Source organism: Pseudomonas sp. MWU13-2862 (genome assembly GCF_023242495.1).
In the GTDB taxonomy this organism is placed as follows: Bacteria; Pseudomonadota; Gammaproteobacteria; order Pseudomonadales; family Pseudomonadaceae; genus Aquipseudomonas; species Aquipseudomonas gingeri_D.
This window is the reverse complement of the sequence record NZ_JALMEZ010000003.1, coordinates 434,709-447,716: the sequence shown is the minus strand read 5'-3', so window position 1 is coordinate 447,716 and position 13,008 is coordinate 434,709. Positions and strand designations below refer to the sequence as shown.

The window sequence follows — 13,008 nt, the reverse complement described above, 5'->3', positions numbered from 1 at the left end:
GCTTTGATATCCACTTACGCTTATTTGCGCTTGTAGACGATTTCCTTCTTACCCGCATCGCAGGTGCCAATGGTCTTGCCATCGGTACCGCTATTGCCGGCTTTATCGACGATCTGCAGCGAATAACCATGAACGCCCTTGGCTTCAAGCTTGTCCTTGATGTCCTTCTCCACCACGTCGCATGGCTTGCCCGCCGCAAGGGCGGTTCCCGCCACACTCAACAACGCTACCGCCAGCACAAGCTTCTTCATCGATCATATTCCCTGGTCAGATCAAAAAAAGTGCGTCGGCTTTTGGGCGACGCACCTCGGGCTATTTAGCACCCTCTGTATAGCAATCAATATGGCAGTCGGCCAGCCTATAAGTTCAAAAGGCCAGTATTTGTTCAGCTATTGGCGATTCTGAAGCCGACTTTCAGGGTGACCTGGAAGTGCGCGGCCTTGTTGTCCTTGATATGCCCACGGGTATCAAGCACCTCGAACCACTCCAGATGCTTGATGCTTTTACCGGCTTCGGCCAGGGCATTGTTGATGGCGTCTTCGATACTGGTGGGGGAAGAACCTACCAGTTCGATTTTCTTGTAGGTGTGGTGGTCGCTCATGCTGTTCTCCTAAGTCCCGGGGGCTGTCCAGAGAGCCTAGCAGTGATTTTTCCCACAGCTCGGATCGATAGATCCTGAGATGCGATGCAGATTTTCTGCACTTTCACCGCGCGCTGGAGTCCCAATCTGCACACGCCACTCAACTGCGGGAGAACGCCGATATGGCCAGCAACGCACTACGCAAAGCCTCATTGCAAAGCATGGAAGCCGAAATCGAGAGCCTGCTCAAGTCCCTCGAAAGCCTCAAGGACGACGCCTCGGACGAGTCGCGCAAAACCCTCAAGGCCCTCAAGAGCAATGCCGAGAACGCACTCAAGCATTCACGTCACCTGCTCAGCGATGCCTATGAAGAGGTCAAGGTCAGAACCCGCGAAACCGGGATTGCGACCCGTGATTATGCCCAGGAACATCCGTGGACAACCGCCGGTGTCGCGGTGGGTGCGCTGGGGCTTTTGGCCGCTTACCTGTTGTGCAAACGCGGCGATTAAGCCCTGTGTTCCAACTCGGTCTTGAGCCATTGGGCCAACTGCTGGGCGCGTCCGTCCGTGGCGCGCCGGGGTAGCCACAAGGCCAGCCGCCCCGGGGTTTCATTGAAGCCCCAGGGCGCCACCAGCCGACCGCCACGCAAATCGTCCGCTACCAGCGGCTGCGGCGCGATCGCCACCCCCAAACCGGCCACCGCCGCTTCGAGCAGGTAGTACAGATGCTCGAAACCCTGTCCGTACTTCAACTGCGCCGCATCGATACCGTTCTGCCGCGCCCAGCTGGGCCAGGCCTGGGGTCGTGAGGTGGTGTGCAACAGCGCTTCACCCACCAGGCCACGGGCCGGGGCCCGCAGCAATGACTCGTAACGGGCAAAATGCGGACTCATGACCGGGCCGATGCGCTCGCTCGCCAGTTCTATAACCTGCATATCCGCCGGCCACGGCGGCTCGGCGAACAGCAGCAGGGCATCGAGCCCCGGCTTGCGCGGATCGAGATCGCCTTCACCCGCCGACAGGTGCAGGCGCAGGTCGGGCAAATCGGCATTCAGCCGCCCCAGTCGCGGAATAAACCAGCGCGCCAGCAGGCTCCCGGAACAGCCCAGCACAAAGGGCGCGTCCGCCGTGCTCTGGGTCAACTCGGCGCAGACCGCCCGCAGCCGCTCGAACGCCTCGAAACTGGCGTCGCGCAGGCGAACGCCCGCATCTGTGAGTTTCAGGCCGCGACCTTCCTTGGCGAACAGGCTCAGGCCCAGATGCTCCTCAAGCACTTTCAACTGCCGGCTGACCGCTCCATGGGTCACATGCAGCTGTTCGGCGGCCTGACTGACGCTGTTCAAGCGGGCGGTGGCCTCGAAGGCGCGCAAGGCATTGAGCGGGGGAAGGTCGCGGCTCATGGTATCTGTGAGTTTTCCTGACAGGTTGCGGCGATCTTATCGGTTTTCATCCGCGCCTGTCATGGTTAGAGTGAACCCCATCAAACATTCAATCGCCCACCTGGAGCCTCCCATGACCCAGTCCAACCTGCGCAACGGCCCCGACGCCAACGGCCTGTTCGGCGCATTCGGCGGCCGCTACGTGGCCGAAACCCTGATGCCGCTGATCCTCGACCTGAACCGCGAATACGAAGCCGCCAAGATCGATCCTGCGTTCATCGAGGAACTGGCCTACTTCCAGCGCGACTACGTCGGTCGTCCGAGCCCGCTGTACTTCGCCGAACGCCTGACCGAACACTGCGGCGGCGCGAAGATCTACCTCAAGCGCGAAGAGCTGAACCACACCGGCGCCCACAAGATCAACAACTGCATCGGCCAGATCCTGCTGGCGCGGCGCATGGGCAAGAAACGCATCATCGCCGAGACCGGCGCCGGCATGCACGGCGTGGCCACCGCCACCGTCGCCGCGCGCTTCGGCCTGGACTGCGTGATCTACATGGGCACCACCGACATCGAGCGCCAGCAGGCCAACGTGTTCCGCATGAAGCTGCTGGGCGCCGAAGTGATCCCGGTGGTCGCCGGCACCGGCACCCTGAAGGACGCGATGAACGAAGCCCTGCGCGACTGGGTGACCAACGTCGACAGCACCTTCTACCTGATCGGCACCGTCGCCGGCCCGCACCCGTATCCGGCCATGGTCCGCGACTTCCAGGCGGTGATCGGCAAGGAAACCCGCGACCAGTTGCAAGCCCAGGAAGGGCGCCTGCCCGACAGCCTGGTGGCGTGCATCGGTGGCGGCTCCAACGCCATGGGCCTGTTCCACCCGTTCCTCGATGACACCAGCGTCGAAATCATCGGCGTCGAAGCGGCCGGCCACGGTATCGAAACCGGCAAGCACGCCGCCAGCCTGAACGGCGGCGTCCCGGGCGTGCTGCACGGCAACCGGACCTTCCTGCTGCAGGACGACGACGGCCAGATCATCGATGCCCACTCGATTTCCGCCGGCCTCGACTACCCCGGCATCGGCCCGGAACACGCCTGGTTGCACGATATCGGTCGCGTCCAGTACACCTCGATCACCGATCACGAAGCCCTGGCCGCGTTCCACCAGTGCTGCCGTCTCGAAGGCATTATCCCGGCCCTGGAAAGTGCCCATGCCCTGGCCGAAGTGTTCAAGCGTGCGCCGACCCTGCCCAAGGATCACCTGATGGTGGTCAACCTGTCCGGTCGCGGTGACAAGGACATGCAAACCGTCATGCACCACATGCAACAGTCCCAGCAGGAGAAACACTGATGAGCCGCCTGCAAACCCGCTTTGCCGAGCTGAAAGAACAGAACCGCGCCGCCCTGGTGACCTTTATCACCGCCGGCGACCCGGGTTATGACACCTCCCTGGCGATCCTCAAGGGCCTGCCCAAGGCCGGTGCCGATGTGATCGAGCTGGGCATGCCCTTCACCGATCCGATGGCCGACGGCCCGGCGATCCAGCTGGCGAACATCCGTGCCCTGGGCGCCAAGCAGAACCTGGCAAAAACCCTGCAGATGGTTCGCGAGTTCCGCGCCGAGAACAACGACACCCCGTTGGTGCTGATGGGTTACTTCAACCCGATCCACCACTACGGCGTACCGCGTTTTATCGCCGATGCCAAGGCCGCCGGTGTCGACGGCCTGATCGTGGTCGACCTGCCGCCGGAACATAACGGCGAACTGTGCGACCCGGCCCAGGCCGCCGGCCTGGACTTTATCCGCCTGACCACGCCGACCACCGACGACGTGCGCCTGCCCACCGTGCTCAACGGCAGCTCCGGCTTCGTCTACTACGTGTCGGTTGCCGGTGTGACCGGTGCCGGCTCGGCGACCCTGGAACACGTCGAAGAAGCGGTGGCCCGCCTGCGTCGTCACACCGACCTGCCGATCAGCATCGGTTTCGGTATCCGCACCCCGGAGCAGGCCGCGGCCATCGCCCGGTTGGCGGATGGTGTGGTGGTCGGCTCGGCGCTGATCGATCACATCGCCAACGCCAGCAGCGATGAGCAGGCCATCGATGGCGTGCTGAGCCTCTGCGCGGCCCTCGCCGAAGGCGTACGTACCGCGCGCTGAACCACGCGGCACGGCACAGAGGGATCCAGGGCCACCACCTTGGGTCCCTTTTTCATGGGCACCAACCTGAGCGTTTATTGACAGAACTGCGCTGTCAAAGGGGTAATCATTACATGCTCTTTCCGGGAAATACTGGCAAGAGACGGCCGCGCAGGAGCGCTGGATCGTTACCCATGAACATGGATGCCCCCTATGACCCTCGCTGTCGCCTGTACCTTCCTCGATCACCTGTCCGTCACTGAAATCCCGCGCCCAAAGCGGCTCGGGTCGGTCACTTCGCTTCCACGCCAAACGCCGCCACCGCGACAAGACCTGTCCAGCCTGTTCGCGTTCGAAGCCCTGGCGCCCAGTGCCACGAGCCTGGCCTCCGATCCCGCAAGAACCGCCGGCGAGCCGGCAAACGACGCCTCCTTGCGCGAACGCCTCGAAGCCCTGCGACACGGCATGAGCGAACAGCATGATCGCTGGCGATAACGTCGGTGCCGGCCAAAGGTAAAGTTCCTGATACAAAGGAATCTAAACGCCACCATGCGGACTAATAAAGTATGACCCGGGGGTTTGAAGCCAAATCTTCACCCCTATTCGATGTATTGCCCGTGTGGTGAGGAATGCCCCCGATGAAAATGCCCAAACGCCTGATGGCCGGTCTTGGTCTGCTGGTACTGAGCGCCAGTCCGCTGCTGCATGCCGAGGATCAATGGCACGGCGAAGACCATGATCACGGTGGCTATGACCAACGGGGTCCCGACAGAGGCCCGGACAGGGGACATGACGAGCGCAATATGCACCGTCCGCCCCAGGACTTCGGCCCGGTCCGGCAGATCATTCATGATGACCGTGAACACTTCGGCCGTGGCGCGCCACCGCCACCGGGCTACCGTCTGGAACGTGGCCGGCCGCTGCCACGGGGCTACGAAGGCGAGCGCCTGGACGACCGGGCACTGAGCCGCCTGCCGAGGTATGAGGGTTACGAGTGGCGGCGCATGGGCAATGACGTGGTCCTGATTACCATCGGCACCGGGGTTGTCTACGAGATTCTCGACGGCGTGCTGAACTGACCGCCTAGAACAGCGACAGATCCAATGGCCTGACCGCCCCCATCCAGATCCCATGATCGCGATGGTCGGCCAGGTCATCGCCGGTCAGGGGATGGATGAACACCACCAGGCCCTTGCGGTGCAACGCCAGCCACGGCAAGACCACGCCGATATATTGCGCTTCGAACGCCAGTTGGCAGCTCCAGTCCGGATGAGGCCCCACCGGGCGCTCGTGCATCCGCCCCATCTGCAGTGGAAAGGTCGTCGCCGCCAGCTCACATAGCTCACGGGCCTGCTCCAGTGTCGAAGCATCGAAATAGATGTGGGCGTGATAACCCTTGATACGTTGCATGCCGCTCTCGTTCAGCGTCGGTTAATGGCCTAACGCTACACCGCAATCGAGGGCAAGCCCAGCCCCACCAGCGATTGCGCACTGTCGGCCTGCTCGGCCATCAACCAGTCGAAGAAACGCTGGATCAGCGCGCCACGCCGTTTACGCTGGGGCAAGACCACGTAATAGCCAAAAGTGGAAATCGCCGTCTGGCTGATCGGCCGGCATAACAATCCCTGCTCCAACAGATTATCCACCAGGTGACGCCAGCCGATGGCCACGCCCTGGCCGCCGATCGCCGCCTGGATCAGCAAGGTGTAGTTGTCGAAGCGCAATTGCCCCGGCGCCGGTGCCGTGGTCAGTCCCAGTTCGCGAAAAACCCCGCTCCAGTCGAACCAGTGGCTGCTGTTTTCGCCCTTGAGGTGCAGCAACGGAAACTCCAGCAAGGCCTCGGTGGGCAGCGGCAGCTCGCGGCCCTTGAGCAATTGCGGGCTGCACACCGGAAACACTTCCTCGCTGAACAGCCAATGACTCTCGCCCTGCTTGAAACGGCCCTTGCCGAACAACACCGCCACATCGATATCAGTGCGCAACATGTTGTGGCTACGCTCACTGGTCACCAGGCTGACATCGACCTGCGGATTGGCCGCATGAAAACGGTGCAGGCGCGGCATCAACCAATAGGCGGCAAAAGCAAAGTCGGTAGCGACCTGCAGCACCTCGTGCTGACGCTGGGCGGTGACCGCGCTCAAGCCACTGTCGATGCTCTGCAAACCGGCCTGCACCTGCTCGAACAGAATCGAGCCGGCTTCGGTCAACTCGATGCCCCGGTAGATGCGGTCGAACAGGCGGGTGGTCAACTGGTCTTCCAGGCGCTTGATCTGCTGGCTGATGGCCGGCTGAGTCGTGCCCAGCTCCACCGCCGCGGCGGTAAAGCTGTGATGACGGGCCGCCGCTTCAAAGGCCCGGAGCAGATCGAGGGACAGGTCACCCAGCGCTTCATACATAAGCTGTACTTATCCTAGTCATTGTTTGGTAGGGGCTTTACCACAGATTCCGTGGGCCACATGCTGGATCACAGCACTATCGCATAACAATTCACTATGGAATGCCGCGATTACATGAAGCGCAAGAACATTCTCTTCATCATGGCCGATCAAATGGCCGCGCCCCTGTTGCCGCTCTACGGTGCATCGCCCATCAAGCTTCCGAACCTGAGCCGCCTGGCCGCCGAAGGCGTGGTCTTCGATGCCGCCTACTGCAACAGCCCGCTCTGCGCGCCGTCACGTTTTACCCTGGTCAGTGGCCAGTTGCCGAGCAAGATCGGTGCCTACGACAACGCCGCCGATTTCCCCGCCGACGTACCGACCTATGCCCACTATCTGCGGCGCATGGGCTATCGCACCGCGCTGTCGGGCAAGATGCACTTCTGCGGGCCGGACCAGTTGCATGGCTACGAAGAGCGCCTGACCAGCGATATCTACCCGGCGGACTATGGCTGGGCGGTGAACTGGGACGAGCCCGACGTGCGGCCGACCTGGTACCACAACATGTCCTCGGTGCTGCAGGCCGGTCCCTGCGTGCGCACCAACCAGCTGGACTTCGATGAAGAGGTGGTCTTCAAGGCGCAGCAATACCTGTTCGACCATGTGCGCGAAGACGGCAACCAGCCGTTCTGCCTGACCGTGTCCATGACCCACCCCCACGATCCCTACACCATTCCCAAGGCCTTCTGGGACCTGTATCGCGACGAAGATATCCCGTTGCCGCAGACCCCGGCCCAGGACAGCCTCGATCCGCATTCCCAGCGTCTGCTCAAGGTCTACGACCTGTGGGACAAGCCGCTGCCTGTGGATAAGATCCGCGATGCCCGTCGTGCCTACTTCGGCGCATGCAGCTATATCGACAGCAACGTCGGCAAACTCCTGCAAACCCTGGAGGAAACCGGGCTGGCCGAGGACACGGTGATCGTGTTCTCCGGCGACCACGGCGACATGCTCGGCGAGCGTGGCCTCTGGTACAAAATGCACTGGTTCGAAATGTCCGCGCGGGTGCCGCTGCTGATCAGCGCCCCGGGTCAGTTCGCCGCCGGACGCGTCAGCGCCGCGGTCTCCACCGCCGACCTGCTGCCGACCCTGGTGGAACTGGCCGGCGGCACGCTGCAGGCCGAGCTGCCGCTGGACGGGCGCTCGCTGGTCCCGCACCTGAAAGGCGAGGGCGGCCACGACGAAGTGTTCGGCGAATACATGGCCGAAGGCACCATCAGCCCGCTGATGATGATTCGTCGCGGCGCCTACAAATTCATCTACAGCGAAGACGACCCCTGTCTGCTCTTCGATATCCACCATGACCCACGCGAGGAGGAAGAACTTAGCCAATCAGCGCCGCACCAAGCACTCTTCAACGACTTCCTGGCCGAAGCCCGGGCGAAATGGAACATCCCGGCGATCCACCAACAGGTGCTCGCCAGTCAGCGCCGACGGCGTTTCGTCGCCAGCGCATTGACCCAAGGAAAGCTGAAGAGCTGGGATCACCAGCCACTGGTGGACGCCAGTCAGCAATACATGCGCAACCATATCGACCTCGACGATCTGGAACGCAAAGCGCGTTATCCACAACCCTGCCAAAATCAATAACGAACGTAAGGGGAAGGCGATGAAGAAGTTATCCACAGCACTGACGGTAGGCCTCCTGGCCATGAGCAGCCTGAGTGCCTATGCCGAGCAGAGCTGCGACACGGTGAAAATGGCCGATCCGGGCTGGAGCGATATTGCCGCGACCAACGCCATCACCAGCCTGCTGCTGGATGGCCTGGGCTACAAGGCCAAGGTCGACACCCTGGCGGTGCCGATCACCTATGGCGGTCTCAAGGACGGCCAGGTGGATGCGTTCCTCGGCAACTGGATGCCGGCGCAGCAGGGTTTCTACGACAAGTTCGTGGCCAACGGCGATGTCACGCAACTGGCGAAGAACCTCGACGGCACCGAATTCACCCTGGCGGTCCCGGATTATGTCTGGGACGCGGGTGTGCATAACTTTGCCGACCTGAACAAGTTCGCCGACAAGTTCGACAAGAAGCTCTATGGCATCGGCTCCGGGGCCCCGGCCAATATCTCGCTGGGGGAGATCATCAAGAAGAACGAGTTCGACCTCGGCCAGTGGAAACTGGTGGAGTCCAGCGAGCAGGCGATGCTGGCTGAAGTGGCCCGTTCGGTGAAGAAGCAGAAGTTCGTGGTGTTCCTCGGCTGGACCCCGCACCCGATGAACGTGCAGATGAAGATGCACTATCTCAAGGGCGGCGAGAAATACTTCGGTGATACCGGTAGCGTCTATACCGTGACCCGCAAGGGTTATGCACAGGCCTGCCCGAACGTCGGCAAGTTGCTGAGCAACCTGAGCTTCACCCAGGACATGGAAAACAGCATCATGGCCGAAGTGGTGAACAAGAAGCTGACCAATGCCGACGCGGCCAAGGCCTGGATCAAGGCCAATCCGGCGGTGCTGGACAAGTGGCTGGACGGGGTCAAGACCGTGGATGGCCAGGATGGGTTGTCGGCGGTGAAGGCCAAGCTCTAACGGCCAACACACAATCCGACGTGTAGGAGCCGGCTTGCTGGCGATGGCGGCCTTGAGGGCTGTGCAACGTTCAAGGGCCTCTTCGCGAGCAAGCTCTGCTCCTACAGTTAGGCGGCGAGCACAGGCATTGTGCACGGCACAAAATCTGTAGGAGCCTGGCTTGCCAGCGAAGAGGCCCGTAAGCCTTGCATCGACCGTCTGGTCCATCGCCAGCAAGCCGGCTCCTGCAGGTCGGTGTTTCACCGCGAAAATCCCAGATATACCCCTCACCCTGACGCCGACTCATCCGACCGAGAGACCCATGGGCTGGACCAACCGCCACAAACTCCTGCCATTTCTCAGCTGGTTGCCCCGGCAAACCCGCGCCAGCGTCAGCCGTGACCTGATCGTCGGCCTGAGCGGCGCCATCCTGGCCCTGCCGCAATCGGTCGCCTACGCGCTGATCGCCGGCCTGCCACCCGAATACGGCCTCTACGCGGCCATCGTCCCGGTACTGATCGCCTGTCTCTGGGGCTCGTCCTGGCACCTGATCTGCGGGCCTACGGCCGCCATTTCGATTGTCCTGTTCGCCAGTGTCAGCCCCCTCGCGGTACCCGGCAGCCAGGACTACGTGACCCTGATCCTGTTGCTGACCTGCATCGCCGGGATCTTCCAGTGGCTGCTGGGCATGCTGCGCTTCGGCGCCTTGGTGAACTTCGTCTCGCATTCGGTGGTGCTGGGTTTCACCCTGGGCGCCGCCGTGGTCATCGCCCTCGGGCAGTTGCCGAACCTGCTGGGGCTCGATATCCCCAACCAGGCCACCGCCCTGAACAGCCTGCTGCAACTGAGCCAGCACCTCGGCGAACTGGACAAACCCTCGCTGCTGCTGGGGCTGGGCACCCTGATCCTCGGCTTTACCCTCAAATCCCTGCTGCCACGCTGGCCGACCCTGCTGATCACCCTGGTCCTGGCCAGCACGCTGGTCTGGCTGTGCCCGGGCCTGTTCGGGCATGTGCAACTGGTCAAGGGTTTTATCGGCCGGTTGCCGCCGTTCAGCGCCTTGCCGCTGGACCTGGAGACCATCCTGCGCCTGCTGCCCAGTGCCGTCGCGGTGGGCATGCTCGGGCTGGTGACCAGCCTGTCGATTGCCCGCTCGTTGTCCGCACGTTCGCAACAATTGCTCGATGCCAACCAGGAGGTCCGCGCCCAGGGCCTGTCGAACATGATCGGCAGCCTGTTTTCCGGCTACCTGTCCGCTGGCTCGTTCACCCGCGCCGCGCTGAGTTACGAGGCCGGGGCCTGCTCACCGCTGGCCGGGGTGTTTTCTGCGCTCTGGGTAGCGCTGTTTGCCGTGACCGGCTCGGCGCTCATTGCACACATCCCGATCCCGGCGATGGCCGGCAGTATCCTGCTGATCAGTTGGGGATTAGTGGACCGGCGGGGGATTCGGGCACTGTTCCGGGTCAGTCACGCCGAGTTCGCGGTGATGGCCCTGACCTGCGTGGCGACCTTGCTGCTGGAGTTGCAGACGGCAATTTACGCCGGGGTGCTGGCCTCGCTGTTTTTCTACCTCAAGCGCACCTCGCAGCCACGGGTGCAGCATTGGCGCGATGGCGACGAGGATGTGTTGCGGGTGGGGGGGTCGATCTTTTTCGGTGCCAGCCATTACCTGCAAGTGCAGTTGCAACGGTTGCACGGGGTGAAGGTGGTGATCGAGGCGCAGCAGATCAACTTTATCGACTACTCGGGGGTTGAGATGCTGCATCAGGAAGCCCGGCGGTTGATACGCGAAGGCCGTAGCCTGACCCTGAGACGGGCGCGGGCGCCGGTGGTGGAGGAGTTGGTGAAGCTGGAGGGTGTGGATAAGTGCCCGATCCTGTTTGAGGATTGATCGCCCGACGCGATCTTGTGGTCATCGCGGTCCCTTGCGGGAGCCTGGCTTGTCGGGACGCCGCATCGCAGCGAATGGGCCCTCAAGATCGCCAAAAGCTTCGCGGGCAAGCCCTGCTCCTACAGTATGTCGTCGTTCAGAGAGCGGGTGCACGCCACCAATTTGTAGGAGCAGGGCTTGCCCGCGAAGAGGCCCTGACAAACGACACAAGACTCAAGGGCCTCCTACAAAGCCAGCAACCGCCGCAATTCCGCCAGCACCGGCGCGGTATCAGGGCGCACGCCGCGCCACAGCAGGAAAGCTTCCGCCGCCTGCTCAGCCAACATGCCCAGGCCATCCATCGACACCGCCGCGCCATTCTCGCTCGCCCAGCGACAGAACGCCGTCGGCTCCTTGCTGTACATCATGTCGTAGCAGAAGGTCTTGCCCGGCTCGATCAGGCTCGGCGCAATCGGCGGCACATCCCCCGACAGGCTCGCTGAAGTGGCGTTGATGATCAGGTCCACCGGCTCCCGCAGCCAGTCAAACCCACTGGCGGACACCGGCCCCAGGTCGGCGAACAGCTCGGCCAGCAACTCGGCCTTCTCCACGGTCCGATTGGCGATGATCACCGAAGCCGGCTGCTCCGCCAGCAACGGTTCCAGCGCCCCACGTACCGCACCACCGGCACCCAGCAGCAGGATACGCTTGCCCTTCAGGCTGAATCCGGCATTCACCGTCAGATCGCGCACCAGCCCGGCGCCGTCGGTGTTATCGCCCAACAAACTGCCATCAGCCAGCTTGCTCAGGGTATTCACCGCCCCGGCCCGCTGCGCCCGGGCCGTCAGGCTGTTGGCCAGGCGATAGGCCTCCTCCTTGAACGGCACCGTCACATTGGCCCCGCGCCCTGCTTGGAAAAACGCCCGGGCACAGCCGGAAAAATCGTCAAGGGGCGCCAGCAGGGTGCTGTAAACCAACTGCTGGGCCGTCTGCTCGGCGAACAGACGGTGAATCAACGGCGACTTGCTATGGCCGATGGGATTGCCGAAGACGGCATAACGATCCATCAGACAGCCCCCTCCGCCAGCCAGTCGCGGTCCTGCAGGAAGTATTCGGTCAACCGCGCCTCTTCACTGCCCGGCTCGGCCTTCCAGTCGTAGCCCCAGCGCACTTGCGGCGGCAACGACATCAGGATCGACTCGGTGCGACCGCCCGATTGCAGGCCGAACAGGGTCCCACGGTCGTACACCAGGTTGAACTCCACGTAACGACCACGACGAAACTCCTGGAACTCGCGCTGCTGTTCGGTCCAGGCCTGGGCCTTGCGCCGCTGCACAATCGGCAGGTAAGCCTCGATATAGGCATCGCCGATCGCCCGCATGAAGGCAAAGCTGGTGTCGAAGTCCCACTCGTTCAGGTCATCGAAGAACAGGCCGCCGATACCGCGCGGCTCGTTGCGGTGCTTGATGTGGAAATAGCTGTCGCACCAGGCCTTGTAACGTGGGTAGACATCGGCGCCAAACGGCGCACAGGCGCGCTCGGCCACCCGGTGCCAGTGCACGCAGTCTTCTTCATTGCCGTAGTAGGGCGTCAGGTCGAAACCACCGCCGAACCACCAGACCGGTTCCTCGCCTTCCTTCTCGGCGATGAAAAACCGCACATTGGCGTGGGACGTCGGCACGTGGGGGTTATGCGGGTGAATCACCAGGGACACGCCCAGGGCCTCAAAACCACGCCCGGCCAGTTCCGGCCGATGGGCACTGGCCGACGGCGGCAGGCCGTTGCCGAAGACGTGGGAGAAGTTCACGCCGCCTTTCTCGATGACCTGGCCGTTGCCGATCACCCGGGTCCGACCGCCACCACCAGCGGGGCGGGTCCAGGCGTCTTCAACGAAACGCGCGCCACCGTCTTCGGCCTCCAGGGCGGCACAGATACGGTCTTGCAGGTCGAGCAGATAGGCTTTCACGGCCTCGGTGCGGGTAGTCATGGCTTCACCTTGATCGGGCAAAGCTACTCGGCACATCGGACGGCCGGTAGCAAAGAGGCGCGTAGCATAGCACCGCGTTTGTACTCATCGCAGTTGACGAAGGTCAAGCG

General features: G+C 62.7%; 15 protein-coding genes. 8 read left to right on the top strand and 7 right to left on the bottom strand.

What is annotated here, in order from left to right:
- Nucleotides 1-20: 20 nt before the first annotated feature.
- Together M5C56_RS07885 and M5C56_RS07880 are read right to left on the bottom strand one after the other, a co-directional pair.
- Complete coding sequence (locus M5C56_RS07885; protein WP_103496237.1) at nucleotides 21-251, bottom strand: DUF1161 domain-containing protein; 231 nt, start codon at nucleotides 249-251, stop codon at nucleotides 21-23.
- Nucleotides 252-385: 134 nt separating this feature from the next.
- Nucleotides 386-601, bottom strand: coding sequence for a dodecin (locus tag M5C56_RS07880; RefSeq protein WP_100939968.1), 216 nt, complete (start codon nucleotides 599-601; stop codon nucleotides 386-388).
- A 161-nt stretch (nucleotides 602-762) separates the two neighbouring features.
- Here M5C56_RS07880 and M5C56_RS07875 point away from each other — a divergent pair, with 161 nt between their 5' ends.
- Entirely contained in the window at nucleotides 763-1,089 is a 327-nt protein-coding gene (locus tag M5C56_RS07875; protein ID WP_103496236.1) for a DUF883 family protein, read from the top strand.
- Here M5C56_RS07875 and M5C56_RS07870 read toward each other — a convergent pair.
- Nucleotides 1,086-1,979 carry a LysR family transcriptional regulator gene (locus M5C56_RS07870; protein ID WP_103496235.1) on the bottom strand — a complete coding sequence of 298 codons (894 nt, stop codon included), beginning with the start codon at nucleotides 1,977-1,979 and terminating at the stop codon, nucleotides 1,086-1,088. The two genes, M5C56_RS07875 and M5C56_RS07870, sit on opposite strands and share 4 nt — an antisense overlap.
- A gap of 112 nt (nucleotides 1,980-2,091) precedes the next feature.
- Between M5C56_RS07870 and trpB the strand changes: the two genes are divergently transcribed.
- The 4 genes from trpB (at nucleotide 2,092) to M5C56_RS07850 (ending at nucleotide 5,176) form a co-directional block, all read left to right on the top strand.
- Nucleotides 2,092-3,312 carry a tryptophan synthase subunit beta gene (trpB, locus tag M5C56_RS07865; protein ID WP_100939965.1) on the top strand — a complete coding sequence of 407 codons (1,221 nt, stop codon included), beginning with the start codon at nucleotides 2,092-2,094 and terminating at the stop codon, nucleotides 3,310-3,312.
- Complete coding sequence (trpA, locus tag M5C56_RS07860; RefSeq protein ID WP_103496234.1) at nucleotides 3,312-4,118, top strand: tryptophan synthase subunit alpha; 807 nt, start codon at nucleotides 3,312-3,314, stop codon at nucleotides 4,116-4,118. Before trpB ends, trpA begins: the two co-directional genes overlap by 1 nt.
- A 192-nt stretch (nucleotides 4,119-4,310) precedes the next feature.
- A complete protein-coding gene (locus tag M5C56_RS07855) occupies nucleotides 4,311-4,592 on the top strand; it encodes a hypothetical protein (RefSeq protein WP_103496233.1) in 282 nt (93 codons plus the stop codon).
- Nucleotides 4,593-4,735: 143 nt separating this feature from the next.
- Nucleotides 4,736-5,176 (top strand): anti-virulence regulator CigR family protein, encoded by a 441-nt coding sequence (locus M5C56_RS07850; RefSeq protein ID WP_103496232.1) that lies wholly within the window; start codon nucleotides 4,736-4,738, stop codon nucleotides 5,174-5,176.
- 4 nt (nucleotides 5,177-5,180) lie between these two features.
- On the opposite strand, the gene M5C56_RS07845 is transcribed toward M5C56_RS07850, so the two are convergent.
- Nucleotides 5,181-5,507 carry a DOPA 4,5-dioxygenase family protein gene (locus tag M5C56_RS07845; RefSeq protein WP_103496231.1) on the bottom strand — a complete coding sequence of 109 codons (327 nt, stop codon included), beginning with the start codon at nucleotides 5,505-5,507 and terminating at the stop codon, nucleotides 5,181-5,183.
- Nucleotides 5,508-5,542: 35 nt separating this feature from the next.
- On the bottom strand, nucleotides 5,543-6,493 hold the full coding sequence (locus M5C56_RS07840; RefSeq protein WP_103496230.1) for a LysR family transcriptional regulator: 951 nt from the start codon (nucleotides 6,491-6,493) through the stop codon (nucleotides 5,543-5,545).
- Between the two features lie 114 nt (nucleotides 6,494-6,607).
- Between M5C56_RS07840 and betC the strand changes: the two genes are divergently transcribed.
- The 3 genes from betC (at nucleotide 6,608) to M5C56_RS07825 (ending at nucleotide 10,932) form a co-directional block, all read left to right on the top strand.
- Nucleotides 6,608-8,122 (top strand): choline-sulfatase, encoded by a 1,515-nt coding sequence (gene betC / locus M5C56_RS07835; protein ID WP_103496229.1) that lies wholly within the window; start codon nucleotides 6,608-6,610, stop codon nucleotides 8,120-8,122.
- A gap of 19 nt (nucleotides 8,123-8,141) precedes the next feature.
- On the top strand, nucleotides 8,142-9,062 hold the full coding sequence (gene choX, locus M5C56_RS07830) for a choline ABC transporter substrate-binding protein (protein ID WP_103496228.1): 921 nt from the start codon (nucleotides 8,142-8,144) through the stop codon (nucleotides 9,060-9,062).
- Nucleotides 9,063-9,363: 301 nt separating this feature from the next.
- A complete protein-coding gene (locus M5C56_RS07825; protein WP_103496227.1) occupies nucleotides 9,364-10,932 on the top strand; it encodes a SulP family inorganic anion transporter in 1,569 nt (522 codons plus the stop codon).
- 224 nt (nucleotides 10,933-11,156) lie between these two features.
- Here M5C56_RS07825 and aroE read toward each other — a convergent pair whose 3' ends face one another.
- Both aroE and hemF read right to left on the bottom strand, forming a co-directional pair.
- The gene (gene aroE / locus M5C56_RS07820; RefSeq protein ID WP_103497202.1) at nucleotides 11,157-11,978 is read right to left on the bottom strand and encodes a shikimate dehydrogenase; all 822 of its coding nucleotides are present in this window, start codon (nucleotides 11,976-11,978) and stop codon (nucleotides 11,157-11,159) included.
- Nucleotides 11,978-12,898, bottom strand: coding sequence for an oxygen-dependent coproporphyrinogen oxidase (hemF, locus tag M5C56_RS07815; RefSeq protein ID WP_103497201.1), 921 nt, complete (start codon nucleotides 12,896-12,898; stop codon nucleotides 11,978-11,980). The genes aroE and hemF overlap by 1 nt, the downstream gene beginning before the upstream one ends.
- Nucleotides 12,899-13,008: the final 110 nt, after the last annotated feature.